The organism is Neisseria weixii (assembly GCF_042658245.1).
Classification (GTDB): Bacteria; Pseudomonadota; Gammaproteobacteria; order Burkholderiales; family Neisseriaceae; genus Neisseria; species Neisseria weixii.
The window spans coordinates 1-25,031 of record NZ_JBHSPY010000035.1 but is presented as its reverse complement, the minus strand read 5'-3'; the positions used below and the strand labels follow the sequence as shown (position 1 = coordinate 25,031).

Genomic DNA, 25,031 nt, shown 5'->3' with positions numbered 1-25,031 from the left:
TTGGACGCACCAAAAAAGCCGCCGGTGCGCGGTTGGCTGCACGCGGACAGTACAAAAGCCAACGCGATTACGGTCATCATTTTTTTCATAAGAATCTTGGGGCTGACGTAGATTGGCAGTCATGATAGGCTGCTAAAATGAAGATAACCCATTGCAAATCAAGAAAATCCATACAGAAAAAGCTGCTTGAATTTTCCGTACCGGAAGTGAGTGCCCGTTCTGCTGCGGATATTTTCAGGTATTCAGCCCAATTCAGCCATGCTGTTTTACCGCAAAATCCGCCAATTCATCGGGCATCATCCGGCACTGTATGCAGACGAAGTGTTTGACGGTGCAGCAGAATTGGACGAAAGCTGCTTCGGCGGTCGGCGCAAAGGTAAGCGCGGTAGTGGGGCAGTAGGAAAAATGGCTGTTTCCGGCATCCTGAAACGGCAGGGCAAGGTGTTTGCTTTGGTGGCGGATAATACCGAACAGGAAACTTTACTGACTGTTATTAAACGGAAAATTATGCCTGACAGCATTGTTTATACCGATTTTTGCAAAAACTGTGATGTACCGGATGTAAGCAGATTTGCCCACCTCCGCATCAATCATTCCAAGCTGTTTGCAGACCGCCAGAACCATATTAACGGTATAGAAAACTTTTGGAATCAGGCAAAGCACACCCTTCGCAAATACAACGGAATCGACAGGAAATCATTCCCGCTGTTCTTGAAAGAATGTGGGGTTGGGTTTAACTTCGGCACTCCAGGCGGGCAGCTGAAAACCCTGCGGAAATGGTGTGGTATTTAGGGCTGATCTACGTCAGCCCCAATATTTTTATTGGAAATTTTCATTTTAGTCCACTGTGAATATGGTTTCAGGCTGCCCATTTTCTGGCAATACCTTCACTGCTTTGAAATGATACTGATATTTTCAGACGGCCTGAACTATCATGTTTACATAAAATAGAGTATAATAACCTTAACTTTACAAATAGCCGTCTGAACCTTTCAGATTGGCTTTGCTGCACCAAAAAATATAAAAATACACGCATCTTACTTGTTCCGTAAATATCTGCCATTCTGAAAAGGCCGTGTATGTCTGCATCTCAAGAAAAGTCACCTTCTTCCTGCAAACGCCCGAATTATTTTTTGTGGACGTCGCTTTTAGTCGGTTTGCTTGCCGTTACCGCCGTTGTTAATCCCACTCTGCTCACAGGCACGATTTCCGATATCAGTCAGTTTTTCTATCTGAAATTCGACTGGTTGATTATGTGGCTGCCGCTGCTGGCTTTTACCGTGGGGCTTTCGGTAGCACTCTCGCCACGCTTCGGCAATATCCGCTTGGGCGGGAAAGACGCCAAACCCGGATATTCCTTTCTTTCTTGGATGAATATGCTGTTTACTGCAGGCATAGGTGTAGGTATTGTGTTTTTTGGACCGATTGAAGCACTCTGGCATTATTTCCACTCACCCGCCGGTATTCAGGCCGAAGGGCTGGCGGAATATCAAAAGGTGGAAAACGCGATGAGCCTGGCTTTGCACGTTTGGGGTATTCCCGCTTGGTCGCTTTATATGATTGCCGGCTTGGTGATGGCTTATTTTACCTATCAGCACAAAACCGAATGCACGCCCGCCGCGCCGCTGCAATATGCGTTCAAACACAAAAAATGGGCGAAACCTTTGGGAATCATTGTAACCGGAATGGCAATTTTGTCGATTGCGATGTCGGTATCTTCTTCGATCGCGATGGCGTCGGTACAGATTGCTTCGGGTTTGAAAATCATCACAGGCTTCGCTTTTGACGCCATCGGCTGGAAAGCGGCTATACTTACCGCACTGGCATTGCTCTATACCGCAGGTGCGGTGCTGCCGATTGATAAAGGAATGAAATTTCTCGGCGACTGGACCGTTTACCTTTCCGTTGTTTTGTTGTTGTTTGTGTTTGCCGTCGGCCCCACGCATTATTTTTTGAGTACAGTCACTGTTGCCATAGGCAACATCATTACCAAAACCATTCATCATTCGTTTGAGCTTTATATGTTCCGCAACCGCGATTGGGTGGTGTGGTATCCGATGGCTTATTGGGTTTGGTGGGTAACGTGGGCTCCGTTTGTAGGCGTGTTTTTGGCCAAAATTTCCAAAGGGCGCACGCTGCGCGAATTTGTATTTGCTTCAGTAATGATACCGGCCGGCTTTATCGTGATTTGGTTTTCGGTATTCTCCGGCTTCAGTCTGCTCGATACTGTTGAAGGAAGTGGCCGCTTGGCCGAAATCGCCAATAAAGGCGACTATGAAGGCACATTCTATTATCTGCTTAATATGCTGCCGTTATCGGGTTTTACCAAACCCGTTACCATTGCGCTTTTCTTGGGTTTTATTGTAACTACTGTTACCAGTGCGGCCATTTCGCTGGGCATTATGACCAGTAATGACGGGCGCAGTGAAAACAAATTCCGTGCGGTAGTGTGGTCTGTGTTCATGACCCTAATCAGCTACGCCGTGATTTTCTCTGGCAAAATGGAAGGTATTAAGGCCGTCGGTTCTTTTTCGGGCTTTCCTTTTGTGTTTGTGATGTATCTCTGGTTTGCCGCACTCTGGCGCCAGCTCAACAGCGACGTACCCCGTACGTGCAAGGAATGAGCCGTGAAAAAAGATATTTTCTATTGGAACCAAAACCTGTACGACAATATTGTCGAAACCGTGATGCTGTTTTTGGCCTTATTGTTTTTATGCTATGTCGTCAAGCTCGCTTTTTTCGATAAAGACTGATTTTCAGACGGTCTCCTGCCTGAAAAACTGTTTACCGTTTGCATTGCGGTAATACTTCCAGTATGCAGACGGACGGCGGACAAGTTCTGAACCGACATCCGATAAAGGAAACCCCATGCAACCGATATCCCGTCTTCCCATACCCGATTTGGACGAAACCTGCGAGCGCTACCTAAAGCAGGTCCGTCCCTTGCTTACCGATGAGGAATATGCCGGAACCGAAGCCGCTGCGCGCCATTTCCAATCCGCCCGCGGCAAAGGCCGCGCCATGCAGGATGCGCTGATTCGGTTTGACAAACAAGCAGAACAAAGCTGGCTGATTGATGCCTGGCTGCAATCCTATCTTGACATCCGCACACCGCTGCCGCTGGCCAGCAATGTCGGTTTCGGTATCCAAAAACAGGGGAAAAGCCTGGCACAATGGGCAGCTGCTTTGGCCGCAGTATGTGCCGATTACCACCACGGACGCATTCCTCCTGCAGAAACACCGCAAGGCGTCCCAGTGTGCATGAATCAATGGGCGATTTTACAAGGTGCCTGCCGCATCCCCGGCAAAAGAAGCGACAGTTTCCACTTCGCTCCCAAAGGCAGCCGCCATATCGGTATTTTGCACAACGGTTTTTATTACCGCATCGCCGTACTGGATGAGCAATACGAAGCCTACCATCCCGATACGTTCAGACAGGCTTTCGAGCAAATTTTGGCCGACACCGCCCAAAACCCTTTCCCGGTTGCCACACCCTGCTATCTCGGCGGCAACAAAACCGCCCGTGTTTGCGCCGATCTGCAAAAGCAAGCCGACAATGCCCGTCTGCTCGAACACATCAAACAAGACTTGTTCCACATCAGCATCAGCAACGACGCACTGAACGCCGATGACGATTTGACTGAAACAACCTTTCAAACCCAGCAGCGCGTTTGGTGCTACAAACCAACCACTTATTGCTACAACACCGCAACCGGACGCCTGTTCCTTCATTGCGAACACACATGGGCCGACGGTGGCGCACTCAAAGGCATTCTTACCCGTGCCACCGGCAAACTTGATACGCCTACAGGTGTAAAAGTGCTGCCCGCCGTAAAACGCTGCGAATGGCAGCTTCCCCCGACCCTGCAAAAAAACTGGGACAAATGGCAGTACCAATACACCGAAAAAGCCGCCAAAATGCGCGTCAGCAGTACGCTTATCCCTTTTAACGGCCTAAGCGTGCCCCAAGGAGTGAGCCATGATGCACTGTCGCAATTTTTGTTCCAATACGCCCAACTTTCCACCTACGGCCGCATCCGCAATACCTACGAAGCCGTCGATGCAAGCCACTTTCAAAGCGGCCGCACCGAATGCATACGTCCGGTTTCGCAGGAATCACTGGCCTTCATCGACACCCTGCTAATAGGAAAACCCGACCGTCAAATGCTGAAAGCTGCACTTGACGAGCACAAAGCCCGCATCAAAACCGCCAAATCAGGCCATGGAGCCAACCGCCACCTGCTCGGCTTACAATTAATGTCGCCTCAAGTTTCCGCCTGTCTGCCCGCATTCTTCAAAAACGCAGGTTATCGCGCCTTTACTACCGATTTCCTTTCCACTTCCACCGTCGGCGATGATACCGTTGTGGTCAACTTCGCCTTTGCTCCCACCACTCCAGGCGGACTGGGTATCAACTACACGCTTACACAGGCCGGCTGGCTGGTAACAATCAGCTATCATGCCGATCAAGAGCAGGAAGTGCGTGCGTTTTCAGCGGCACTTAACCGGGGAGGCAGACAGCTGCTTGAGTTTTTAAACGCAGAATAAGCACTTCACGACAGACAAAGGCCGTCTGAAAATTATGAACTGCCCTCCAATCTTTGGACAAATTGAGAATCTTTCCAAACAACCTTTCCAAGCCGGGTTCTGTAGGTAACAGGATTCGGCTTTTTAAATGCAAATCAGCGCCTCACGCACACCTGCCGGATAACCGCCTATCAGCAAGGCGGTATCGCCACACTTCAACACCCGCAGGCAAATTCCATGAAGGCCAAACGTAAAAAAACATTTACCGCCGACGAAACCGACCATGAAAAAATGCAGCAGAAACGATTGAAAAGCAACGTTATATGAGAGCGGAGAACGCTGCCAAAACACGGAAGCCTTCAATGAAAAGGAAGGGGAATGCCGCCAAACCTGCGAAACCGTTCAAACGTTGAGCAGGACACCCGCTGAAATATCTGCCGCACATTACCGATATTTCCAAAAGCAGTTACCATTACTGCATCGGCAAACCCGATCCCGATGCGGCATCCCAAACGGCAGTTAAGTGGGGCCTATCTCCGGCACAAAGGCTGCCACATTGTCGCCGCATTGTCGCGGAACAAAAATAAAGTGTAGGGAATCATACGTTTATTGGGCTTAAAAGCCAAAGCACTCAACAAAAAAGCCCGCCGCCCGTAAGCAATAGGGGATGCTTCGGCAAACCTTCTCAACCGTGAGTTTACTGTCAAGAAACAGGGAGATAAATGGCTGGCCGATGTGACCGGTTTCAAATGCACTGACAGCAAACCGTATTTATCGCCGATACCGGATGTGTCCTACCGAGATTGCTGCTTATTCTTTAGAGCAAAGAGCGAACGGTAGGATGGCGGCCCAAATAGTGGATAAAGTATTTGGCCGTCTGAAAGGTAGAAACTTCAATGCTGCATTTTGACCGATGTGCTTCCGGCAGAAGATGCTTTGACTTTGCGGTAAGCTTAACGTCAACAGCCCCTAGTTGAAATTTAAAAAGGCTGAATACTGTTACCTACAGAACCCGGCTTGAAAAGGCTGTTTGTGAAGAATTCTCAACTTGTCCAAAGATTAGGGGAGGCAATTTTCAGACGGCATGTCCCCGAAAAATCCGCTACAATCGTCCAACCCAAAACCTAAAAATAAGGAGAAAGCATGCTGCACCGACCGGTTCCGAAAATTTTCCTGTTCGTTCCCGCCACGCGTCCCGAGCGCATCGCCAAAGCCTTTGACTGCGGTGCGGACGAAGTCATCGTCGATTGGGAAGATACGGTTGAGCCCGAACGTAAGGCCGCAGCGCGTGCGGATACGGAGGATTATTGCGGCCGCGCCGATACACCCGAAGTGTGGGTACGGATTAACGGCACACACGGCCCGTTTCATACCGATGATGTGGCGGCGGCAAAGAGTATCAGAAAAATCAAAGGATTGGTGCTTCCCAAAACCGTTCGGGCCGATGAAATTTCTTCGCTGCATCATGCCACCGGCAAACCGGTTATCGCTGACATTGAATCAGCGCAAGGCATGGCCGGCATCGGGCAATTGGCACGTTCAGACGGCCTGTTTGCGATGACCTACGGCTGCTTGGATTTGTCCAATGATTTGGGCGTGAGCTATGGCACCGCTGCTGCGCAAACCATATTCGACCGTCTGCGCACCGATATGCTGCTGCACAGCCGCATCAACCATCTGCACCCGCCCATCGAAACCACCTTCCCGGATTTCAACGACCACGAAGCCAACCGCCGCCATGCCGAATACTGGCGTGATATGGGTTTCGGCGGGGTTTTGTGCATCCACCCGAAACAAGTCGTAGCCGTAAAAGAAGCGTTGAGGCCGTCTGAAAACTTGTTGGCTTTTGCAGCCAAAGTCGTTGCCGAAGCAGAACACAGCGGCCAAGCCGTTTTCCAAGTAGACGGACAAATGATTGATGCGCCGGTTATCGAACGGGCAAAATGGATTTTGCAGCAAAACTGACATTCAGACGGCCTGAAATATTGCCTCATGCCGTCTGAAATCACTTCTGCTTATCATCTTACCGGCTGATCCGCATAGCTTGTGAATTGCCGTTTGGCCGTCTGAATATCCGCCGTTCATTCACACATAAGCATATTCCGCCGCTGCCGTTCCGTGCTAAAATCGCCCTGTTTGATGGCAGCAGACGGCCATCCCGATAGGCACTTTTCGCAGAAGCCCACACTTTCTGCCAAGGAAAATACATGAACATCGAGACCCTTCCACTGTCCGGCGGCAACATCGGCATCGAGCGCGAGAGCCTTCGCACCACCGCCGACGGCCACCTTGCCGGGACACGCCACCCAGAAGCCTTGGGCAATGTCTATACCCATCCGAACATCACCATCGATTATGGCGAAGCATTATTGGAACTGGTCACCGATCCGCATCAATTCCCGAAAGCAGTGTATCAACAGCTTTTGGAATTACACCAATTCAGCGCGCAAAACATCGGCGAAGAAAGCATGTGGGCAGCCAGCATGCCTTGCCGTCTGCCCGACAATCCCGAACACATCGAAATCGGCTACTTCGGCCAAAGCAACGGCGCAAAATTGAAACGCCTTTACCGCATTGGCCTGTCTTACCGCTATGGCCGCACCATGCAGATGATTGCCGGCGTGCATTTCAACTATTCGCCGCCGGAAAGCCTGTGGGCAGCCTTAGTCGGGCAAGAAGGCGCGGAACCGACCGACACTTGGCGCAATGAGCGTTACATGGGCATGATTCGCAATATCCAGCGCTACGGCTGGCTGATTTGCCACCTGTTCGGCACTTCTCCTGCCTGCGACCAAAGCTTCCAACCGGCGCAAAATGTGCTCGACCGTCTGCACGAGCAAAGCTTTACCTGGAAAAACGCCACCACCCTGCGCATGAGCCAGCTCGGCTATCAAAATAAAGTCGATTTCAGCGTCAGCTTCAATCATTTGAACGAATACATCCGCGATTTGGGTGCGGCAGTGCTGACACCGGCGCCGGTGTACGAATACTTGGGCTTGCGCGGCCCTGCCGGACTGTACCGCCAAATCAGCACCAATATTCTGCAAATCGCCAACGAATATTATAGTGGCGCACGTCCGAAACAGGTGATAAAGAAAGGCGAATTGCCCATCAGCGCCTTGAGCGCTCGCGGCATCGCCTATGTCGAATTGCGTTTGCTCGACAATAATCCGTATGATCCCGCCGGCATCAGCTTGGAACAAATCCATTTCTTGGAAAGCTTCATGCTGTGGTGTTTGCTGAAAGATTCGCCTGCATTTACCAATACGGATTACAATGAAGCCAACCACAACCGCCTGCGCACCGCCTGTTCAGGCTTGAGCGAAGGATTCAGACTGTTTAAAAACGGCCGCAGCATTTCTGCGCAAGATTGGGCAAACGAAATCCTGCATGAAATCCTGCCGATTGCCGAGCGCCTTGACCAAGGTTCAGGCAACAACGGGTACCGCGAAGCCGTACAAAGCCAAATCCGCGCCAACCGCGGCGAATCCCTGCGCCTGCCGCAACGTGTGCAAGCCGAAATGGCCGAACAAGAGTTTCTGCCATGGGCAATGGGCTTGACCGCGCAACATCTGGAAACTTTAAAGCAGCCGCTGCCTCAAGATGTACAAGCCAAGCTGGAAGCGCAAAGCCGGCAATCGTTGCAGGAATTTGCCGAAATCGAAGCCAAAGCCGCCGATGAAATCCCGTTTGACGATTATTTGGCCAACTATTTCAATCCGCTGCACGAATGTTTGGCGAAATTAACGGTTTAAACCGTGATAAAAAAGCCATGCCGTCTGAAACTTTCAGACGGCATGGCTTTTTCTGGCCTAGATCCGATGAAACTCAGCAGAATAAGACAAACTGAGGCCTTTGCCAAACCTCATGCACCACCAATAAAAACCCAAGCGACCGTCATTCCCGTGCAGACGGGAATCCATCTTAAAATTTAAGAAACTTATTTTATTCAATAGTTTGTCATGCTCAAAAATAGATTCCCGCCTGCGCGGGAATGACGTCGGTTCTCTGTGCTGTAGCTTTTCAGAGAGTTTTGCAAAGGCCTCATGCTGACTTTTAAAAGAGTTTTGCAAAGATTTAGGCCGTCTGAAAAATTGGACTGTTCCCCAATCTTTCAGACGGCCTTTAACATTTAAGAGATTAATTAATCCGACATTGCCATCAGGCTGGCATTGCCGCCCGCTGCGGTGGTGTTGATGCTGCACGAAATTTCTTCAAACACTTGCAGAATGTCCAAGCCGTTTTCAGACGGCAGGATGCGGATTAACGCGCCGTCGGTGGCGGCCAGAGCCTGTTTGCGTCCGCCCGGCAAATCTTCCAGCGCAACCACGTGGCTGATACCGGCGTTTTCCGGTTTATCGACAATCAGCAAATTGCCCAAATGCGCCACTTCCGCAGCCAGCGGATGATTGGCTTCAATCACGCCCTGTACACCGGCGGCGGCCAGTTGCACCAACGCGGTGAACGACTGCACCAAATCACCGCCGTAAATCCACACGCGTTTCGGCGCATGCCAGCTCAATACGTTGCGCTCGCCGGTCGGACCGGCCAACACCGATTCGGCATGGCGCAGTGTTCGGATACGGGCTTGGCCTAAAGCGGCCGCAATCGAGAGCTTGCATTCTTGGCTGATCGGCAGGTTGTGCAGCACAGCTTCCAAGCGTTTCAAGACTTCGTCATCGGCTTGACCGACTTTGCTCAAGGTTGGCGCCGCCCACTGTTTCAGACGGCTTAAGCGTTGCAGGTAGAACGGGCCGCCTGCTTTCGGACCCGTACCCGATAAACCATGGCCGCCGAACGGCTGCACGCCGACAACCGCGCCGACGATATTGCGGTTGATGTACACGTTGCCCGCTTCAATGCGTTTGCGGATGTGATCCACGGTTGCGTCGATGCGGCTGTGTACGCCGTGGGTCAGCGCGTAGCCTTTGCTGTTGATTTGATCGATCAGACTGTCGAGTTCGTCGGCACGGTAGCGCACCACGTGCAACACAGGGCCGAACACTTCGCGCTGCAATTCGTTTAAATTGTTCAATTCAAACAAAATCGGGGCGACAAAAGTCGATTGTGCGTCATCAATGCCGTCTGAAACCTTGATTTCATGGAACGATTTGGCCGTACCTTTCATTTTACCAATGTGCGCCAACAGATTGGTTTGCGCTTCGGCATCGATGACCGGGCCGACATCGGTATTCAGCAATTGCGGATTACCGACCACCAATTCATTCATCGCACCTTTAATCATCTCAATCATATGATCGGCCACATCTTCCTGCACGCACAAAATACGCAACGCCGAACAGCGTTGGCCGGCCGAATCGAAAGCGGAATTCAACACATCGGCGCAGACTTGTTCGGCCAATGCGGTGGAATCGACAATCATGGCATTTTGGCCGCCGGTTTCAGCAATCAACACCGGATTGTCATCGCGTTTGGCCAAGGTTTGGTTAATCAGGCGTGCCACTTCAGTCGAACCGGTGAAAATCACGCCGCTGATGCGTGGGTCTTGTGTTAAAGCCGCACCGGTTTCGCCTGCACCCAATACCAACTGCAAAGCTTCAGACGGCACACCGGCTTGATGCATCAACGACACGGCATACGAAGCAATCAAACTGGTTTGCTCGGCAGGTTTGGCGACTACGGTGTTGCCGGCAGCCAATGCGGCCACCACTTCGCCGGTAAAAATAGCCAACGGGAAATTCCACGGGCTGATGGCGACAATCGTACCCACGCCTTGGGTATTGGCGGGTAAAGTTTGCCCGGCTTCATCGGCATAGTAGCGGCAGAAATCGACGGCTTCGCGCGCTTCGGCAATGGCGTTTTGCAGCGTTTTGCCCGCTTCGCGCACGGCCAGCATCATCAATGCGGGCGTGTGCTGCTCCATCAAATCGGCCAAACGGCGCAAACAGGCAGCACGTTCGGCAGCCGGTGTCGCACCCCAAGCGGCTTGCGCAGCCACGGCTTCGGCAATCGCTTCTTGCGCCAAGGCGGCATCGGCAAATGAAACCGTACCCACCACATCGCCATGATCGGCAGGATTGTTCACATCTTGCGGCGCGTTGGCTTCACGCAGCTTGCCATTAATCATCGAGGCCGTCTGAAACGCTTGCGCCGCCGCTTGATTCATTTTTTGCTGCAATTGCTGCAACACATTTTCATTGCTCAAATCCACCCCTTGCGAATTCAGACGGCCTTTGCCGTATAAATCGCGCGGCAGCGGCAAAGCGGCATGCAAATGAATGCCTTCTTCGGCAATGGTGTCGAACGGGCTGCGAATCAGCTCGTCAATGCTGATTTTTTCATCAACGATTTGGTTCACAAACGACGAATTGGCACCGTTTTCCAGCAAACGGCGCACCAAATACGCCAGCAGCGTTTCATGCGTGCCCACCGGCGCGTAAATGCGCACGCGGCGGCCTAAGTTTTGCGGGCCGACCACTTGGTCATACAGGGTTTCGCCCATACCGTGCAGACATTGGTGTTCAAAATCCTTACCCTTACCCATTTCGCAAATCGCCGCCAGCGTGTAAGCATTGTGGGTGGCAAATTGAGGGAACACGGCATCTTGCGCGTCCAGCAGTTTGCGCGCGCAAGCCAGATAGGAAATGTCGGTATGCACTTTGCGGGTGTATACAGGATAGCCGTTGAGGCCGTCCACCTGCGCCCATTTGATCTCGCTGTCCCAATACGCGCCTTTTACCAAGCGGATCATCAGCTTCTGATTGTTGCGGCGCGCCAAATCCACCAAATAATCAATCACAAACGGACAGCGTTTTTGGTAGGCCTGCACCACAAAACCAATACCGTTGTAGCCAGCCAAATCAGGATCGGAAACCAAAGCTTCCATCAAGTCCAGCGACAATTCCAAGCGGTTGGCTTCTTCGGCATCGATGTTCAGTCCGATATCGTATTGCTTCGCCAGAACAAACAATTCTTTTAATTTCGGCAGCAATTCCGTCATCACGCGCTCGTGTTGCGCACGGAAATAGCGCGGATGAATCGCCGACAATTTCACCGAAATGCCGTTGCCGTCGTACACGCCCTGACCTGCCGCATCCTTGCCGATGGCGTGAATCGCAGTGGCGTAATCCTGATAGTAGCGGTCGGCATCGGCTTGGGTAAACGCCGCTTCACCCAGCATATCGAATGAGAAACGGTAGCCCAGTTTTTCACGCTCTTTGCCGTTTCCCAACGCTTCTTCAATGGTTTGGCCGGTCACAAACTGCTTACCCAGCATACGCATGCCATAGTCTACCCCTTTGCGGATCAACGGCGCACCGCCCTTGCCCAACACGCGGCTCAATGCCGAACCCAAGTTTTGTTCGTTGGTCGTAGTGGTCAATTTACCGGTTACCAGCAAACCCCAAGCCGCCGCGTTCACAAACAGGCTCGGACTGTGGTTCAGATGGCTTTTCCAATCGCCGTCTGAAAGCTTGTCGGCAATCAATTTATTGCGCGTGGCATTATCCGGAATACGCAATAAAGCCTCAGCCAAACACATCAGCGCCACACCCTCTTCGCTCGACAACGAAAATTCATGCATCAGCGCATCCACACCGCTCGCTTTGGTACGGCTCGCCCGCACCTGCGTCACCAAACGGCGCGCCAAATCATCGGCAGCACGACGCTCCTCATCCGTCATCTGCGCCTGCTGCAGCATATCGTTCACCGCTTCGACTTCATCGCGGCGGTAAGCCTCAGTCACCGCTTGGCGCAGCAGAGTTTGTTGGGGATGGGCAAATTGGAACATGGATTTTTCTCCTGAAATCAAATGGCATTCATTTTTAAATCATATACCAAAATCACGTTCAGACGGCATGATTTTTTAGCATACTTTAACTTGGTTCAAACTTAGATTAACTCAATAACAAAGAGACATCGTAATACACCGCTTTTTACGGTTGCTTTCGTTAATTTAGCGTGTGGGGTTTAGTGGCTATTGCCACATATAGACATCCTAAAGCGACGGAAAGATATTAGTCATCATCTGACTTGCTCCGGGAACATTTCAACACACAGCCGCCCGAAGGCGGCTGAATCTACTGAATTATTAGGAGATGGATTAGTACCTGTTTCAACACACAGCCGCCCGTGGGCGGCTGAAATCCATGAAAAGCCGAGCAAGACGATTGATGACGTTTCAACACACAGCCGCCCGTGGGCGGCTGACCGCCTCAAACATCGCGGGCTACGCAAAAGAATGGTTTCAACACACAGCCGCCCGTGGGCGGCTGAACTGGCATTTTTTGTAACCATACCCAAGAGATTTTGTTTCAACACACAGCCGCCCGTGGGCGGCTGAATCATCGTAAATTGGAGCAGTTTCCGGCATATCGGGTTTCAACACACAGCCGCCCGTGGGCGGCTGAATCATCGTAAATTGGAGCAGTTTCCGGCATATCGGGTTTCAACACACAGCCGCCCGTGGGCGGCTGAGTTCGTCAGGCAAATCTGCCTGTTCGGATTTCGGTTTCAACACACAGCCGCCCGTGGGCGGCTGAAGGTCTTCACAACCGAAACCGTCAAGCCATGTTTTGTTTCAACACACAGCCGCCCGTGGGCGGCTGACACAGGTTCAGGTTTTGGGGCGTTTTCGTCAGCTTTGTTTCAACACACAGCCGCCCGTGGGCGGCTGACCGGACAGATGGCCGGTAATGTTGCATTAGGCGGGGGTTTCAACACACAGCCGCCCGTGGGCGGCTGATTCGACTTGTCCGCCAGACAGCTCAAAACTAGGCAGTTTCAACACACAGCCGCCCGTGGGCGGCTGAGCTCTTAGTAGCGATGATTCTACTGCCTTTTATAGTTTCAACACACAGCCGCCCGTGGGCGGCTGACACAAATACCAGCTATGCAAACGGAACAGTCTTTGTTTCAACACACAGCCGCCCGTGGGCGGCTGACACCTTTCAGGCCGTCTGAAAATCCCACTCTGTACAGTTTCAACACACAGCCGCCCGTGGGCGGCTGAGTTCGTCAGGCAAATCTGCCTGTTCGGATTTCGGTTTCAACACACAGCCGCCCGTGGGCGGCTGAGTAAATACATTTTTGAGATTTACAATTATGTAGAGTTTCAACACACAGCCGCCCGTGGGCGGCTGACACAACAAAGCTGCCAGCAGCTACCCCCATAACAGTTTCAACACACAGCCGCCCGTGGGCGGCTGAGTTATTTGAGTTTTAGATCACTTTCTTCGTTTTCGTTTCAACACACAGCCGCCCGTGGGCGGCTGACCGGCAGTGGTGTTGGCCACGCGGGAATTTGTTGGTTTCAACACACAGCCGCCCGTGGGCGGCTGACGAGTTGGCGCAGAATATTGAGGCCATACAAACCGTTTCAACACACAGCCGCCCGTGGGCGGCTGTTCTGGTAGATGTGCATTGTTTTTTGGTGATAGAGTTTCAACACACAGCCGCCCGTGGGCGGCTGACTGGCCAAAACACTGATGCTGAAAGGTCTGTTGGGTTTCAACACACAGCCGCCCGTGGGCGGCTGACCTAATAGAGTACCTACCATAATAAAAAGCTGTAGTTTCAACACACAGCCGCCCGTGGGCGGCTGAAGCCTCCTCGGAAACCCTTGCCACTCAAGGCTTCTACAGCCCTAAATCGCCAAAGTCGCCGACAAAGGCGCAAAGCGAGTATAGCACAGCCTTTTCCCGCCATACATACTTTGCTAAGTTCCTGATTGTTAAAGAACCTTCCCGTTTCGCCAACCTGCCCGCATTTTGATGAGCACCGCAGGTTGGCGATTCACACGATCAGCGTGTCTTGAAACACATCCACCGCCGCTTTTGCGCCGTGGTGCTCCACCTTGCGCCGCCATTTGCTGCCCAAGTGGTAAAAGCGCAGGCTGTCGGTTTCGGGGTTATAGGTTTTCAACAATTTTTCTTTCAAAACAACCCATTGATCGGGCGCAATATCGCACTCAAACACCGAATATTGCACGCGCACGCCGTAGTCCAAACAATGTTTGGCGATACGGCGCAGGCGCGCTTGGCCTTGCGGGTCGTCCAGGGCAATATCGTAAGTAATCAGCATCAGCACAACATTTCCCCTTGTTTATTTTTCAGACAGGCATTGAGGCCGTCTGAATGCCTGTCTGAAAAAAATCAACGCATCAAAAACGGCGGATATTCCGCCAAATCGCCGCGCAGGTGCCGCGCCAGCAGCATGGCCTGAATATGCGGCAGCAGGCCGACGGCCACTTCCTCCTGCAAAAACGGATGCACGATTTTCTCCTGCTTTTTCGCCTGCAACGCCTGAAACAGCAGCTTGCGCGTCTCCGCCTTCATATTTACCGCGCCGCCCGCCTCCGCCACAAAATCCTGCAGCTTCACCTGCCCGCGGTTGATCAGCGAAAGCACCAGCCTGTCCACCCACCACGCGCGGAATTCCTCCAACATATCCTGCGCCAAACTGTCGCGCCCCGGCCTGTCCGCGTGCAGAAAACCCACCTGCGGATCCAGCCCCACCCCCTGCAGCGCACCGCCGATCTCCTTGCCCACAATACTGTAAAGAAACGACAGCAGCGCATTCACCCCGTCGCGCGGCGGACGGCGGTTGCGGCCGTCAAACGCAAAACCGCTGTTTTCGCGCAGCAAATAGCGGAACACCCCGAAATAACGCGCCGCCGCATCCCCCTCAATCCCACGGATCACATCCAGCCCCTCAGCCCGCTTCAACTGCTGCAAACCGAAATTCAGCGCCACCGCCGCCGCCTGAACCTCCGCATTTTCCCCATGATTGCGGATATGCCGCTGCAACACCCGCTTGGAAGCCTGAATCTTCGCCGCAATCATATTGCGCGCCACCGGCACAGGATTCTGCTCCGACGCACGGTACTGCGCCCGCCTCAGCAACACATTCCCGCCCTGCCGCCCCTGCAAACGCCCCAAAAACCGCCCGTTTTCCGTAAAAAACGCCAAATTCACCCCGTTTTCCCCGCAAAACCCCATCAAAAACGGCGACACCAACACATTGCCGAAACAGAAAATATGCCCGATGGAATGCACCGGCAACTGCGCTACCTTCCTGCGCTCCTGCTCCACTACCAGCGTCTCCCGCTCCTTATGCAGATAACTGCCTTGGGTGGTGATGTAGAGCGTGTTTTGAAGTTTGCGCATTTGGAAAATCCCCTTGGTTTTGACCGCACTTTAGAAGCCGTCTGAAAAATTCAAACTTTCAGACAGTATCTAGTTAAGAATAGTTGTCTGAAAACAGTTTTATTACAGATTGGATCAATAAAAAATATGGTAATTTATTTAATAACTCTATTGAATTTAATTAAAAACTCACATAATTTAATAATTAAAAATATCTAAATTAAAAATATCTATTTCTTCATTTGGAATAATACTTTCCAATTTATCAAATTCATCTTGCTGAAAAATAAGCGTATTATTTAGAACATCAAGCATCTTACTCTCTTTTACCCATTTATTATTCCATAAAGAAATTTGCTTCAAATCACACATTTTTTCAGAAAAAAGGTAAGTATTTAAATCTGCTTTTAACATCCGTTGCAACCAAATTTGAGTGAAGCCAGAATTAGGCATTCGGCTTAATTTTTGATGAACAAGCTTGGCCATAGCCCCATGATCATCCAACCTATTCAATAATTTACTAATAATGGCACAACAGACAGGAATAACCTTTGGATTGTGGTATGCAATATCAGTAACAATGCTAACAAGTTGTTCAAGGTTATTTATAACCCTAGCTTTTTCTAACTTTTTGTCAAATTTATTAAGCGCCACGTTCAAACTACCTGAATTAGGAAAATTGATACTATGTTGTCTAATCAATAAAATCTGTTTCTGCAAACTAATTCTATGATTTTGCGGAATAGCAAGCCAAGCCAATTTATCTTTTTTAATAGATTGAGTAATCACATCTTGACTACCTTTAGTTTTACTTGCATTTAGTTTAAAACCAAACGGCATCATAATTTCAGACAGATATTTTAAGATTTTCTCACCATCATTAGGATTACAAACAAAAATCCGATAATCATCGCGGTAGCGCAAAATTTTATAATTTTTTATTTCTTGTTTTTTTAGAGTAACACTTAAAATTCTGTCAATATAGCCTAATATAATTTCAGCAATGAAATCCATTAAAACTGAACCTTGAGGGATACCGTTTGTTTGTTGGTTTTGTATATTTTGAATACTCTTATCTATAAAGTTACCCAATAATGAATGATTGCTTCGTTCTATTTTTGCGACTTGTTTGCTTTCTACCGCCCACGCAATTGCATGGGTATAAACTGAACCATAGCAATCTGCCACATCAGTATCAAAAATATAATCGTATTCCAATGCAAGTAAAATGGATTGCTGCTCAACCTGCTCCCACCAGCTAGAGATTTGTTGCGCTTTATCAGATTGTTTATTTTCTGATTGAACAGGAATACTTAAACATTTGATTTTTTCATTACTCTGGAATTTCTTAAATCGAGTTTGCAATTTTCCCCAATTATCTTCTTTCGTTATCTCATGAACTAATGCAACATAAACTAATGGATGAATAATTTGAAATGGTCTCCAAGAGAGCTTTCCGTCTTTATTAGCATAAATCAGATGATTTACACCATCTTGTTTTCCCATTGCACTTTTAGATTGGCAAAAGTCATTTAAATCTTTTCCTATAAACTCTTGTGATATTTTTTCCAGCAAATCGGAAAAAGAAAAATATTTAGGCAAATCAATATTGCAATAACTTTCATGTTTCAAGAAAAAACTTCTTGCTTTATCCCAATCTAACTTCAAGATAGGTGTTCTATTCATTTTTATCTCCCTATTTATTATTTCTATTCGCTAAAAAAGTTTCCCCAAACAACCCCTTCACATACCCCACCGACCTATCCTTCCCCAACAAAGCAGGCTGGCAAATCTCCACCAGCGAACAGGCTTTGCAGCGTTTGCCGTATTCGGGCGGCGGGGTGGTGCCGCTGTCCAGCAGTTCGTGCACCTTGCGGATAACGTCCAGCGTCTGCGCCCTGAGGCCGTCTGAAAACGCTACGGGCACGCGGTGGCGGGTCTGCATATACCACAGCGCGCCTTCGCCGACGGTCTGCCCCGTCATTTCCTCCAAACACATCGCCTGCGCGCAAAGCTGGATTTCGTCGAACGGCTCGGGCTTGGGCTTGCCGCGTTTGTATTCCACGGGTTTCAGACGGCCTGTCCGAATATCGTGCTCAACCATATCGAGTATGCCGCTCAGCCCCAACTTTTCCGCCGCAACATGCACGCTGCGCTCAAAGCGCACGCCTTTGCGGGTTTCCGGCTCGCCCGAATCTACCCGCTCATGCAACGCCCTGCCCTGCGCGGTGAGAAAATTCTCCGCCCACGCCTGTTCGTTGTGGATCAGCGCGCATTGGCGCGGGCAGAAGGCGTAGTGTTGCAGGGCGGAAAGGGAAATGTTTTCCATCGGTTATTTTTCTTTGTTTGGCGGTTATGAAAAAATCCATACAGGCCGAAACCCTTAAAAAAGGGAAGAGGCCGTCTGAAATTTTTACCGTTGCGCGGGCCGGGCCAAACCCAGCCTATATGACTGTTTCCAATGTTTTTTCAGACGGCCTGAAAAATTTCAGCAGGCCGGAAAGCTCGTCTCCCAGTTTGCTCCATAAGAGAGAAAGGTTTGCGTATGCAGCCATACCCAAACATTGGGAGCGGCAGGCATCTGCTTTTCCGGCAGAACGCAATTTCAGACAGGCATTGCACTATGCCTGTCTGAAAATTAAGTTTCTGAATTTTTAAAGTTTTTCAATTACTTCCACACCATCCAGGCCGTCTGAATCGACGCTGATTCGGTAGTCGGCGAAAGACTGGGCTGGGGTGCCGCTTTCGCCGCTGATGCGTTCGACTTTGACGCGCTCGAACAGTTTATGCGCGGGCTGGCTGCCCAGGACGCTGTCGTGCTTGAAGACGATGAGTTTGCGGGCGGCCATTTCACCGCGGGCGGCGGAGCGGTCGTGCTCGAACATCAATTGCAGGGCTTGCCAGAGTTTGCCCAAATCTTCGTCGGAAAAGCCGGTTTTGGCGGCAAGGTTGGCAGAGATAAAGCCGTGCACGCGGTAAAGGGCGTAGGGGACGATGTATTTGCGCCCCATGGTGCGCTCTTTTTCGAGGTCTTTTTCGTTGGTTACGGCCATGCGGGTGATGGAGATTTCCAGCGGCACGATGGGGTCGATGGATTGGGCGAACGCCAGTTGCACGGGGCCGCGCACTTGGCCGCTGTTGACTTCGGTGGTCATCACGGCGCCGAAGGTGCGGATGTCGAAGAAGTTTTTGCACATCCAAGCGGTGATGTCGCGGGCTTTGGCTTCGTCTTTGGGCAGTTTTTTGGCTTCGGATTCGATGCCCAAGGCTTCATAGGCGCGTTTGTTTTGCAGGTTCAGCACGCCTTTGTCTTTCACGTAGATTTCGTAACCCGGCTGGTTTTCGCTGGCAAGTTCGACAAAATTGCGGATTTTGCGCTTCAGGCACACGTCGGTAACCAGGCCTTTGCTGGATTCGGGATCAAGGCGCGGCATATTGCCGGCGTCGGGGTCACCGTTGGGGTTGCCGTTAGTTACGTCAAAAAAGTAAACGAATTCATAGCGGTTTTGGATGGACATGTTTATTCTCCTTCATGTGTTTGGGCAACTGCGGGGTCTTTTTTGGCGAAGTAGCTTTGCTTTTGCTGGTAATAGCCGATGGCAAAGCGGCCTTGTTCATCGATGCTCAAATGGCGCGGGAAAGTTTCAGGCAGCATGGCGACAATCTCGCCCAAATCTTTGTCGAGATTGACCGCCATGCCGGCTTTGTCTTTACGCAGGCGCGATAAATGGTGCTTGGCGCCCGACAACAGACGCGGAAAAACGGAAAACGGCACGGCGGATGCGGAGCCGTAATAGCGGTCGGCAATGCCCGCATTCAATTCGCCCAGCGCCTGATACTGGATGCGCTCGAGCACGGCAAACAGACGCCCGAGCAGATAAGCCTGATTTCGGCTTTCGGTATTCAAACTCATGGAAACCTCCTCGTGAATAAGACCTTTTCTGAAACGCCGCTGTAACACGGCTTTAATCATGGCGACGCGCAAGCCGTTGGCATCGCCGTCGGCACGGATGCGGGCGATCAACTGCGCCAACAGGCTCATGGGATACAGCGTACCGCCGATTACGGCGCGCATCATCTCACCTGCCAAAACGGGGGAAATGTTTTCGCTTTTGCCCAACACGGCCGTCTGAAGCAGCAAACGCCACACCGACGGTGCGGTTTTCCACGGCCGCGGCTCCAGCGCCAAATCCTGCCAATGCTGCGCCAGATTTGCCGCCAACTGCCCGAACGTGGTATCCAGCCAAAAGCGGATGGAAATCCGCGCCGCATTCGGTGCCAAGCCCAAGATATAAAAGCGGGTATCGGGCGACAGATCGGGCGCGATTTCCTGCAAAGGGCGGCCTTTGGCGATTTGCTCCAAAACATTGAATACTTTTTGGCTTTGCTGCTCGTCATCGGGCGGGGTCATGATGTCGGCAAAGAAATCTTCGGCTGCGGCGGCGGTTTCGCTATCGGCAGCTTCCGCCCAAAACACCGTGCTGGCATCGCCGATGGTGAGGCAATGGCCGTTTTCGCGGCGCAGCAGATAATTCAGCGCGGTAGTATAGGCAAAGGCCGACACTTCCGACACCGGCGCATTGGCGCCCTGCTCTTTGCCGAACGAAGCAAAGGATTCTTTGTTAAACGAAATAATCGAACCGCCCGAACTCTGCCCGCCGAACACGCCCTTAATCGCCGGATGCAGCCGCGCAATCGGCGCTTCTTCGCCGCTGATCAGGCACAAGCCCTGCTCGGCTTCGTCGCTTTTCAGACGGCCTGCCCACAGTGTTTGCGCCTCTTCGCGCTTGTGAATCAAGGCGGAAGGCTTATCCAAAGCGAACACCACATTGGCGTCCGGCGTTTCAGACAGGCATGGATAATCAGCAAACTGCGCGGGCTGCCAGTGTTGCAAAAAGCGGTAGAGCGCCTGCAAACCTTCGTCTTGTTCGTGTTGCAACAAATCCAAATGATATTGCCGGAACGCCTCGAAGGTTTTTTCGGATGGCACCACAGGTTCTGTTTTCGCCTGCGCCTTGTCTTTATTGGCTTCCACGCCCAAGGCATAAGCGGTTTTGTCCCACAGAAAAAATGGTTTAGGCGTTGTCCCAGGGCGCTTGAAAGATTGCGGCACGCTCATCAGTTTCGGCTGCGGCTTTTTATCCGCCGTTAAATTCGGCACTGCATCTTGCAGACGGCCTTCTTTATCCAACACCAAAACCCAGCCGATTTTTTCCTCGCTAAAGCCGTAAGGCGGCACTTTCGGATTGCCAACATCATCATTTTGCGTTGCCAAGCGGCGGTAATAACGCGCCAGTGAAGCCAAAATCATGCTTTCACCTCCTCGGCGTAAAACGGCGGCACTTCGATGACCCCGTTTTTCATTTCGGCACGGAAAAATTTCGGCAGATTGCCGTGGTCGAAATCAATATCGTGCAGCATCCAGCCCAAATCTCGGTTGGCTTCGCTTTCAGACAGGCATGATTCGGGAAAAACACCGTCATCATCCACCCAAGCAAAATGCGCCGGAAACTCGCGCACACCCATGCACGGCTGCTGAAAACACTGCCCCTTTAGCGCCCGCCGCTTAAACATTTCGATATGCTTGGTAATCGTATCGTCCGCACCCGCTTTAGCCGTCAGCACCGCATGGGCTTCAATCACATAACCCACGTCTTTCAACACTGTCGCCGCGCGCTGCTGGCGGTCGTCGTCAATCAGCATGTACAAACCTTCCACGCTCTTGCGCCGCATCGCCCCGCTGACCTTGCTCTCCGAAATCTTGCCGCCCAACTCATTGCGCCGCACCGATTCAAAACGGATCGGCTTCAACACATAAATGCGGTCAATCACCCAGCGGATCGCCGGCTTCCAATGCACCGCCGCCAACACCCCGCGCGCCGCCGACGGCGTGATGACATCGTAAGACACCCGTTCCACCTTCATTTCCGGACGGGTAAAACAGGCGTAATCGCCCCAAATGTGTAGGCGTACCCGATTCATTTTTTGTTCTCCTATGATTTTGTTAACCCACGCCTCCCCGAAGGGAGGCGGTTTTCATTTAAAACCATGACAAATTATTTCGACCCGCGACTATCTCAATTCCGATAATCGAAAACCCCTCCTATTTTTTGTCGCGTGGCGGACAAGGATCATTGCCGTAACTGTTGCCCGCCCGAATCCTGCCATCCGCTCCGTGAATCTTGGTATCTGCACGCTGATTTTTGGCAATAACTTCCGCGCGAGCGATGGTCTCCTTCTGTGTTCCATACACAGCTGTCGCCTTGCTGTTCCCTGCTCCCTTAACTGCCCATCCGTCAGAATGGAGGACAACATGTTGATTTTTCTTGCTCATAGCCAACTCCTTTACTTGATAGAGACCACAGTCTAATGGCTTCTTCCATTTTATCCAATAATTTTTTTCAATTTATCATGTTTTAGATAACACTTTCTTCAGCGGCAATGAAGATGCTGTTATCCCAGCTCAAGCCCGCCACCTTGTCATAAAGACCCAGACCAATCAGGCAGTAGAACTGCTTGCCAAACCGCTCGTCATTGATGGGTTCGATACAGCCATCTCTGAAGAGTGCCTGCATGGCACGCTCGGGCACTTGCACGGTATATGGCTGGAGTTTGCGCAACAGTCCGCCGATTTGGTCGGCGTAACGCAGGCTGTCGATCAGGCGTTCTGCCTCATCGTCTAACGGAATAATCAGCGGCTGCATATGGGTTTCGATCATGCGGAACTTTGCCGCGATGGTTTGGAAGGGGAAGTTGAGGCTGCTGCCTGCGTTGTGGTGCATGGCGAGGATTCGGCGCTGATCCAGCTCAGCGCCTTTGAGTTGGTAAACTTCGCGAAAGTAACTGCCGATGGCTTCTACCGATAGTAAATCATCGGCATGCTGCCGCACCACGGAACGCATGACACCGGAAAGCAGGCCGAGTTCGGCGGGGGCTTTCCATTGCGATTCGGGCTGGAATATCCAGACAAAGCTCTCTTCAGCCAGCCTTTTGCCTTCGCGGTTGCAGCGTCCGGCGGCTTGGGCGACGGAATCCAGCCCGGCTTCGGCGCGCATCACCAGTGGGAAATCGACATCCACGCCCGCTTCGATTAAAGAAGTGGCGATCACGCGGCAGGGTTCGCCGTTTTTCAGACGGCCTCGGATGGTTTCCAGCATTTGGCTGCGGTGTTTGGCGCACATCAGGGTGGTGAGGTGGAACACGCCGCCAAGCGGCTTGGCGCTGTCATACAGGCTGCGGGCGTGGCGGCGGTTGTTGACGATGATGAGCATTTGCCGGTGGTGCCCGAGCTTTTCCAACAGGTCGGCATCGGTTTGCAGGCCGATGTGCTGCACGGTGGTTCGGCGCAGTTGCTCGAAAAGTGCAGTCGGATTCGGGGCGATTTCGCGCACGTTTTCAAAGCCGCGGTAAAAGCCGTGTTCGGCCTGCACGGCGGGCTGGGTGGCGGTGCACATCACCACGCTGCAACGGTAGTTTCGCGCCAGCTCTTTGATGGCCTGCATCACGGGCAGCAGCAGGTTGAGCGGCAGCATTTGCGCTTCGTCGAGAATAATCACGCTGCCGGCGATATTGTGCAGCTTGCGACAGCGCGAGGAGCGGTCGGCAAACAGCGATTCGAAAAACTGCACGGCGGTGGTTACCACCACGGGCATATCCCAGTTTTCGGAGGCTTGGCACAGTTTGTCTTTGCTGTTCTGATCTTTGAGCTTGCTGTCGTTGAAGGTGCTGTGGTGTTCCAATACGGCGGCTTCGCCCAAATCGCCGAAGGCTTTGCGGAACTCGGCGGCGTTTTGCTCGATGATGCTGGTAAAGGGAATCACGTAAATCACGCGCCGCATGCCGTGGAGCTTGGCGTGCTCCAAGGCAAACGCCATCGAGGTGAAGGTTTTGCCACCGCCAGTGGGCACGGTAAGGGTAAACAGGCCGGGCTGCTCGCCGGCTTGGGCAACGGCATGGTCGAGAATATTGCTGCGCAGACGGTTAAGCGCGGCGGGGCGTTGTTCGGCTTCGCTTGCCGGAATCTGCTCGGCAGGCCGTCTGAAAGATTCGATAAAGGTATTGAAACGCTGTTGCAGTGCTTTTAAATCGGGATGGCCGCCGCGCTGCACAGCTTTGTTTTCAACGGAAGCATAAAAGGCTTCGGTATCGAGAAAATCAGCATCTACCAAGCAGGAATACAGCATTCGGGTGAAGAAAGCATAGGAAAACCATTTGTGATGGGCGTCGGCCTTCAAGGGTGGTGCGGGCAGCTTTTCCGGCAGGGCGATTTCCTGCTGCCAAACGGGAGCAAGATCGGGAATGTCTGTACCGAAAGACAAGGCAAGACGTTGCGTCAAAGTGCGGCGGTTATCGCCATCGCCATCGCCGTTGGCCAAACCGGCATGGTGGCCGGCAATGCAGAAGGCCATCAGCTTGCCTGCCTTGTCGCTGAACCGTTCTACCGCAATTTTCGCGCCTGCGGTGGCGTGGTCAACCGATTTTCCGCCACGCAAGCGTGCAGCAAATTCAGGCGTGTATTTACCCAAGTCGTGCAACAGGCCAGTATGGCGGGCGGTTTCTTCCGCACCAAAAAAACCGGCAAACCCCGCCGCCATCTCGCCGACTCGGGAAAGATGGCTGCTTAAGGTTTGCCATTGGGATTCGGGAAGATTTTCAGCCGAATGGGCGTGATAGATAGTTTTGCCGTTACAGATTTGCACCATGTTAAACTCCACATCTAATAAAAAATTACCCGAAAAATGTTGAAATTCAATAGCACACGCTTCACTCAAACAGTCTTGCTTTCGGAACTCAAACGGTCAACCAGTCCTGCGCCATGGCGAAACAACGCACAGGGGCGGTATCTGCCCGATAAACTCCCCGACACCGTTTACTGTTCCGAGTTTTTCAGACGACCACGTCCACTGCGCGCCGGCAGTTGAATGGTCGATTTTCCGGCCGTTCGGAAACGTATCTTCCACACCCGTATCACGATTTACGCCCATTGCTGCTTTGATTTCTAAAATGCCGGCGAATTTTACCGAAATCGTGCATTAGCCCAAGCAGTTGTCCTGATTTAAAAAATCCGGTTTGGCAACCAATGCCTGTGCAGTTTCAGCAGCTTCAACCAAATGTGTTTCAACTGATCGTGTGGCCAGATCAAATTCACGCACGGGTGCGGTTGCCTATTCCCTTTCTTCTTTTTGAATATTAAAATCTTCAGTATGCCAAATGATTGTAACTGTTTATTAAGTAATTTTCATCACAAATATAACAAATCAATAAAATCTAAAACATGGATAAAGAGGCCGTCTGAAAATCCCTGAACTGCACCCCAAAAGTCGGACACCCCCGCCAACTTTAAAAGGTGCAGTTTTCTTATGTCCAAATATAACCTACACTTCAAATACCGAGCCGTAC

16 protein-coding genes, 1 pseudogene and 1 CRISPR repeat array are annotated in these 25,031 nt (G+C 51.4%); of the genes and pseudogenes, 6 read left to right on the top strand and 11 right to left on the bottom strand.

What is annotated here, in order from left to right; all coding sequences use genetic code 11:
- Positions 1-137 precede the first annotated feature (137 nt).
- The 4 genes and pseudogenes from ACFPVS_RS11970 to ACFPVS_RS11955 all read left to right on the top strand — a co-directional run bounded on the left by ACFPVS_RS11970 (position 138) and on the right by ACFPVS_RS11955 (position 4,548).
- Positions 138-792: pseudogene (locus tag ACFPVS_RS11970) on the top strand (IS1595 family transposase).
- 287 nt (positions 793-1,079) lie between these two features.
- The gene (locus ACFPVS_RS11965) at positions 1,080-2,624 is read left to right on the top strand and encodes a BCCT family transporter (RefSeq protein WP_096295758.1); all 1,545 of its coding nucleotides are present in this window, start codon (positions 1,080-1,082) and stop codon (positions 2,622-2,624) included.
- 3 nt (positions 2,625-2,627) lie between these two features.
- Complete coding sequence (locus tag ACFPVS_RS11960) at positions 2,628-2,753, top strand: hypothetical protein (protein ID WP_269768608.1); 126 nt, start codon at positions 2,628-2,630, stop codon at positions 2,751-2,753.
- Between the two features lie 115 nt (positions 2,754-2,868).
- Positions 2,869-4,548, top strand: a complete 1,680-nt coding sequence (locus tag ACFPVS_RS11955) for a choline/carnitine O-acyltransferase (RefSeq protein ID WP_378595813.1) — start codon at positions 2,869-2,871, stop codon at positions 4,546-4,548.
- Positions 4,549-4,671: 123 nt separating this feature from the next.
- Here the strand turns inward: ACFPVS_RS11955 and ACFPVS_RS11950 are convergent, their stop codons facing one another.
- Positions 4,672-4,878, bottom strand: coding sequence for a hypothetical protein (locus ACFPVS_RS11950; RefSeq protein WP_157742775.1), 207 nt, complete (start codon positions 4,876-4,878; stop codon positions 4,672-4,674).
- A 792-nt stretch (positions 4,879-5,670) separates the two neighbouring features.
- On the opposite strand from ACFPVS_RS11950, the gene ACFPVS_RS11945 reads away from it, so the two are divergent.
- On the top strand, positions 5,671-6,492 hold the full coding sequence (locus ACFPVS_RS11945) for an HpcH/HpaI aldolase/citrate lyase family protein (RefSeq protein WP_096295759.1): 822 nt from the start codon (positions 5,671-5,673) through the stop codon (positions 6,490-6,492).
- A gap of 242 nt (positions 6,493-6,734) precedes the next feature.
- The gene (gene gshA / locus ACFPVS_RS11940) at positions 6,735-8,282 is read left to right on the top strand and encodes a glutamate--cysteine ligase (protein WP_096295760.1); all 1,548 of its coding nucleotides are present in this window, start codon (positions 6,735-6,737) and stop codon (positions 8,280-8,282) included.
- A 389-nt stretch (positions 8,283-8,671) separates the two neighbouring features.
- On the opposite strand, the gene putA is transcribed toward gshA, so the two are convergent.
- The 10 genes from putA to ACFPVS_RS11890 all read right to left on the bottom strand — a co-directional run bounded on the left by putA (position 8,672) and on the right by ACFPVS_RS11890 (position 24,334).
- Positions 8,672-12,277, bottom strand: a complete 3,606-nt coding sequence (putA, locus tag ACFPVS_RS11935) for a bifunctional proline dehydrogenase/L-glutamate gamma-semialdehyde dehydrogenase PutA (RefSeq protein ID WP_378595812.1) — start codon at positions 12,275-12,277, stop codon at positions 8,672-8,674.
- A gap of 255 nt (positions 12,278-12,532) precedes the next feature.
- Positions 12,533-14,090: direct repeats of the CRISPR family, unit length 32 nt; unit sequence GTTTCAACACACAGCCGCCCGTGGGCGGCTGA.
- 190 nt (positions 14,091-14,280) lie between these two features.
- On the bottom strand, positions 14,281-14,574 hold the full coding sequence (gene cas2, locus ACFPVS_RS11930) for a CRISPR-associated endonuclease Cas2 (RefSeq protein ID WP_123804956.1): 294 nt from the start codon (positions 14,572-14,574) through the stop codon (positions 14,281-14,283).
- Positions 14,575-14,639: 65 nt separating this feature from the next.
- Complete coding sequence (gene cas1c / locus ACFPVS_RS11925) at positions 14,640-15,653, bottom strand: type I-C CRISPR-associated endonuclease Cas1c (RefSeq protein ID WP_378595811.1); 1,014 nt, start codon at positions 15,651-15,653, stop codon at positions 14,640-14,642.
- 177 nt (positions 15,654-15,830) lie between these two features.
- Positions 15,831-17,318, bottom strand: a complete 1,488-nt coding sequence (locus ACFPVS_RS11920) for an RNA-directed DNA polymerase (protein ID WP_096295762.1) — start codon at positions 17,316-17,318, stop codon at positions 15,831-15,833.
- 10 nt (positions 17,319-17,328) lie between these two features.
- Positions 17,329-17,961 (bottom strand): CRISPR-associated protein Cas4, encoded by a 633-nt coding sequence (cas4, locus tag ACFPVS_RS11915; protein WP_096295763.1) that lies wholly within the window; start codon positions 17,959-17,961, stop codon positions 17,329-17,331.
- Between the two features lie 325 nt (positions 17,962-18,286).
- Positions 18,287-19,150: a type I-C CRISPR-associated protein Cas7/Csd2 gene (cas7c, locus tag ACFPVS_RS11910; RefSeq protein WP_096295765.1), complete on the bottom strand. Its 864-nt coding sequence runs from the start codon at positions 19,148-19,150 to the stop codon at positions 18,287-18,289.
- Between the two features lie 2 nt (positions 19,151-19,152).
- Positions 19,153-20,943, bottom strand: a complete 1,791-nt coding sequence (gene cas8c / locus ACFPVS_RS11905; protein ID WP_123804953.1) for a type I-C CRISPR-associated protein Cas8c/Csd1 — start codon at positions 20,941-20,943, stop codon at positions 19,153-19,155.
- Positions 20,940-21,614 (bottom strand): type I-C CRISPR-associated protein Cas5c, encoded by a 675-nt coding sequence (gene cas5c / locus ACFPVS_RS11900; protein WP_096295767.1) that lies wholly within the window; start codon positions 21,612-21,614, stop codon positions 20,940-20,942. The genes cas8c and cas5c overlap by 4 nt, the downstream gene beginning before the upstream one ends.
- 121 nt (positions 21,615-21,735) lie before the next feature.
- Complete coding sequence (locus tag ACFPVS_RS11895) at positions 21,736-21,966, bottom strand: DUF2188 domain-containing protein (protein WP_096295768.1); 231 nt, start codon at positions 21,964-21,966, stop codon at positions 21,736-21,738.
- An 82-nt stretch (positions 21,967-22,048) separates the two neighbouring features.
- The gene (locus ACFPVS_RS11890) at positions 22,049-24,334 is read right to left on the bottom strand and encodes a CRISPR-associated helicase/endonuclease Cas3 (RefSeq protein ID WP_096296176.1); all 2,286 of its coding nucleotides are present in this window, start codon (positions 24,332-24,334) and stop codon (positions 22,049-22,051) included.
- Positions 24,335-25,031: the final 697 nt, after the last annotated feature.

What these genes read in the sequence shown, in the direction of transcription:
- cas5c (WP_096295767.1), bottom strand. Translation starts at nt 21,614, where the DNA reads ATGAATCGGGTACGCCTACACATTTGGGGCGATTACGCCTGTTTTACC.
- ACFPVS_RS11965 (WP_096295758.1), top strand. Translation starts at nt 1,080, where the DNA reads ATGTCTGCATCTCAAGAAAAGTCACCTTCTTCCTGCAAACGCCCGAAT.
- ACFPVS_RS11920 (WP_096295762.1), bottom strand. Translation starts at nt 17,318, where the DNA reads ATGAATAGAACACCTATCTTGAAGTTAGATTGGGATAAAGCAAGAAGT.
- ACFPVS_RS11890 (WP_096296176.1), bottom strand. Translation starts at nt 24,334, where the DNA reads ATGGTGCAAATCTGTAACGGCAAAACTATCTATCACGCCCATTCGGCT.
- ACFPVS_RS11945 (WP_096295759.1), top strand. Translation starts at nt 5,671, where the DNA reads ATGCTGCACCGACCGGTTCCGAAAATTTTCCTGTTCGTTCCCGCCACG.
- cas4 (WP_096295763.1), bottom strand. Translation starts at nt 17,961, where the DNA reads ATGGAAAACATTTCCCTTTCCGCCCTGCAACACTACGCCTTCTGCCCG.
- cas8c (WP_123804953.1), bottom strand. Translation starts at nt 20,943, where the DNA reads ATGATTTTGGCTTCACTGGCGCGTTATTACCGCCGCTTGGCAACGCAA.
- gshA (WP_096295760.1), top strand. Translation starts at nt 6,735, where the DNA reads ATGAACATCGAGACCCTTCCACTGTCCGGCGGCAACATCGGCATCGAG.
- cas1c (WP_378595811.1), bottom strand. Translation starts at nt 15,653, where the DNA reads ATGCGCAAACTTCAAAACACGCTCTACATCACCACCCAAGGCAGTTAT.
- cas7c (WP_096295765.1), bottom strand. Translation starts at nt 19,150, where the DNA reads ATGTCCATCCAAAACCGCTATGAATTCGTTTACTTTTTTGACGTAACT.
- ACFPVS_RS11955 (WP_378595813.1), top strand. Translation starts at nt 2,869, where the DNA reads ATGCAACCGATATCCCGTCTTCCCATACCCGATTTGGACGAAACCTGC.
- putA (WP_378595812.1), bottom strand. Translation starts at nt 12,277, where the DNA reads ATGTTCCAATTTGCCCATCCCCAACAAACTCTGCTGCGCCAAGCGGTG.
- ACFPVS_RS11895 (WP_096295768.1), bottom strand. Translation starts at nt 21,966, where the DNA reads ATGAGCAAGAAAAATCAACATGTTGTCCTCCATTCTGACGGATGGGCA.